The organism is Robertmurraya dakarensis (genome assembly GCF_900156875.1).
In the GTDB taxonomy this organism is placed as follows: domain Bacteria; phylum Bacillota; class Bacilli; order Bacillales; family Cytobacillaceae; genus Robertmurraya; species Robertmurraya dakarensis.
Genome location: NZ_LT707408.1, coordinates 473,711 through 477,545, shown reverse-complemented (window position 1 = coordinate 477,545; position 3,835 = coordinate 473,711). Strand labels below are relative to the sequence as shown.

The 3,835-nt window shown below is 35.1% G+C and carries 1 protein-coding gene and 1 pseudogene; one reads left to right on the top strand and one right to left on the bottom strand.

Going from position 1 to position 3,835, the window contains the following annotated elements; translation table 11 throughout:
* Positions 1 to 1,394, bottom strand: a 1,394-nt coding sequence (locus tag CZ487_RS03360) for a methyl-accepting chemotaxis protein (RefSeq protein WP_077210822.1), incomplete at its 3' end; no start/stop codon positions are given.
* A gap of 1,599 nt (positions 1,395 to 2,993) precedes the next feature.
* On the opposite strand from CZ487_RS03360, the pseudogene CZ487_RS03350 reads away from it, so the two are divergent.
* Positions 2,994 to 3,833 (top strand): annotated as a pseudogene (locus CZ487_RS03350) (MFS transporter); the annotation flags it as partial.
* Positions 3,834 to 3,835 lie beyond the last annotated feature (2 nt).

Sequence of the window (3,835 nt, the reverse complement as noted above, 5' to 3'; positions counted from 1 at the left end):
TCTTGAACATCATATGTGACTTGTTCCATTGAGTTATTAGATCGAATCATATCATGTTGAATTTCAGAAATTAAATTTGAAATTTGGGAAGAAGACGATCGTGATTGTTCAGCTAATTTTCTCACTTCGTCCGCAACAACAGCAAATCCCTTCCCGTGCTCACCTGCTCTTGCTGCTTCAATCGCTGCATTCAACGCTAATAAATTCGTTTGCTCTGCTATAGCGGAAATAACACCAGAGATATCACCAATTTCTTGCGAACGTCTTTCTAGGGATTTAAGTACTTCTCCACTTTCAGATACGGACTGGCTGATAGAGTTAATTTGTTTCACGGTTTTATCAACAAATTCTCCGCCTTCTTGTGCTTTTTGAGTAGCTTGCGAACTCACTTCTGAAATGAAAGCTGCATTTTCAGCTAGTGTTTGCACCTGTGTAGCTACTTCATCTAATGAACTCGCGCTCTCTTCGACACTAGCAGTTGAATGTTCAGCTCCATTTGCTACTTGCTGAATAGATTCGGTAATTGATTCTGTTGCTCTACTCGTTTGCTCAGCATTAGCAGTTAATTCCTCGGAAGAAGAAGCCACTTGTTCTGAGGCTAGTATGACCTTATTCATCATGTCTTTCAGATTCATAGCCATAAGGTTATAGCTCTTGGTTAATTCTCCTAATTCATCACGAGAATGATCCTTTACTTTAGCTGTAAAATCACCCTTACCTGCTAATTCAAGAGCATTTGTAACGGCATGAAGTCTCTTCTTTATAGTTAATGTAAATAGGATAACTACTAAAGTTGACAGGGAAATGACTACAGCGAGAACGATTAAGAATGTTACTAAAAAGCTTTTTAAAATTTTTTCAATTATGCTTTGCGGGGCTCCTACATAAAACATTCCAATAGGATTATTGTTTTGATCTAATAAAGGCATGTAAGCAGTTTGATAGACGTTACCGGCTACATGAGCCTCTCCGAAATAGGTTTCTCCATTTTTTATAACCGACTCCACAACTTCATTTGAAGCCTGTGTTCCAATAGCACGTTCATTATTTACTATAACATTGGTAGATACTCGAGTATCTTCTAAGAAAATGGTTACTGTATCTCCAGTGTCTTCTCCAATCTCGTCAACGATAACATAATTTTCATTAATGGGAATTGAACCTTTATACAGTTCATCCCCTTTTCTTTCCCATTCACCTGGATATTTACTATCCAAATATCGATAAGATAGGTTGAGATCTCCTTTTGCCTTTTCTATTGCAAATTCCTCTATCCCCTTTGTAATTTGATAGTGAACAATCGCACCTACAATAGCTGACAAGATAAGAATAATAGTTATTACTAATAAATTAATTTTTGTACCTAATTTTAAATCTAAAAAAACCTTCAACATTAACACTCCATATAAAATAGTTTTGGATCAAGCAAAAATTTTTTGGATATTTAAAATATTTTTAAGTAACTTCTAAGATTGAGATATTACCGGACTAGTAGAGAAATGCATTAAATAATATGTACGCCTCAATTTGGTTCATACTTCATAATAGCTCCAAACCCCAAACCAAAATGTATAATCTTATGGTTTTATACATATGTAATGTTACTTTTTAACTAGAGACATAAATTATACCTCTATGAATAAGGTCATAGCAAGAGAAAAATAATTTTATTAGAGAGGGTAAAGATATTGGCATAGTGGACTATCTAAATACTAGATTGAGATAAAAAAGTGTTTGAAGAATGTAAAAATACACAAAAATAAAGCTGACCTATTATAGATGTTAAGAGGACAGCTTTATTAATTAAGGCAATATGGATTTTTCAAAGTTTGTGCTTCGCATGAATCCTTTCTTTGAAAGAGTCATAAGATTGTCGAAACAGAGGACGGATGAATTCTGTTCGTAATCAAGAGTGATGACTTCCCCGTCCAAGATACAATTAAGAAATGGTGAGAAGTTCTGTATATTAGAAAATACATTATTAGAACGCCTGTGAAGATGGTTATTTTACCACAGTCATAAGCATATATAGTCCAAATATAAATATCGGAAAAAATAAGGTAGCCCCTAAGATTAATCTATATTCCAGAACTTCGATTTAGTGATTCAAGATTCCACCCTATAGTTTCATCCATAAAGAATAGTTTGATATAGATAAATTAATAATCGGCTGGTAACTAAAGTGATATCGGTTCACAAATTTAATAAATGTTTTAACATCTGTTATGGAATTCTGAAAAGAAACAACTCGAAAGTTTAGGCTTTTATGGAAACGAATGTAATTAATTAGGATTTCTCCTGTAATGTTTTCAAGAAAATTAACATCCGTATGATTCAAGATATACTTATAAATTCTATTTAGTGATGCTTTCTTTTGTTCGTTTATCCATAAATTAGAATGCTTAAATTGACGAGTAAGTGCTTTACTTCTTTTCAGGTATTGCCCTTGCGGCAAAGTTTCTGTAAGCATGTAATTCACCACTTCCATTTTAAAATATGTTATAAATAGCAGTTCTTTAGAACCGTAATATTTTAACACCCAAATTGTGATTCACTAAATTGATTTATAAATAAAAAAAATTTATAGGCAGACAACTAGACCCCTAATTTTCTATCAAAATATATTAGCAGTAACACCCTATCACAATTATTCCCCATAATCATCCCATGAAAATTAAGAAAAAAATATTACTTGACAGGGCAAATGCAAAAAAGGCCATCATTTCAGTATACCATAGAATATGACACCAAAGTGAAAATACGTATTTATTGTCGGTAGCTAAAATTATTTTGTTGTACAGCCTCAGTCGCTGCTGGAACTGTGAAACATTTTATAGAAACTTTGATATTTTTTCATAAAGCATGTATTTACGGTTGTGTGATGGTCACGGGCACCAAGTTCTTCAAAACTGGTATTAATATGTCTAAAGAGCATTCCAGTGCACGGAATATACAGGCTCTACACATCCACATATTTTCGTTTCGTTCCAAATTTCTCAACTCAGACCCCCAAAGAAATCGCAGGAACGAGGCTGGGCACCTTACAGACCGGTAGTATCACCGGACAGTTATTCGGCCCTCTGCTTGGGGGAGTTCTGGCTGATACGGTTGGATATGCAACAACCTTTAGATGGACGTCAATTGCAATCATTATCTCAGCTTTATTAGTCATTGCAACGAAAGAATATCGAATGCAGGATAAAAAAGGGGCCAAAACGAATTATTCCAGCAAGGAAGTTATTAGGCATATAACACAGCATCCTGTTTTATTAAATGTTCTGCTTATTTCAACCCTTATTCAAATTGCGCATTTTAGTATTCAACCGATTCTATCCCTATATGTCAGTGAACTCCACGGACAAGAAAATTTGGCACTATTTTCTGGCATTGCCTTTTCTGCCGCTGGACTTGGCAATTTAATGATGGCAAGGCAATGGGGAAAAGTAGGCGATCGCTTTGGTTATATTAAAATACTAATTACCCTCCTATTTTTAGCGGCCATTTTTTATTTACCTGGGGCCTTTGTTACGAATTTCTGGCAGCTCGTATTCATCCGCTTTGCGCTTGGTATAGCCATTGGCGGAATTATTCCCGTTAGAGTCGCGTATATTCGCCAGGAAGCCCCTATAGCTATGCAAGGAGAAGTATTAGGCTATAATACGAGCCTACGCTTTTTTGGGAATATTATCGGACCAATGATGGGTGGATTTGTTTCAGGCTACTTTGGTTTCTCAGCGGTATTTTATATCACAAGCGCCATCCTCCTTGTGAGTGCTCTTCTCCTATTAGCAGCAAAGCAAAAACATCATGAAGTAGTTAAGAATACAGCATAAAA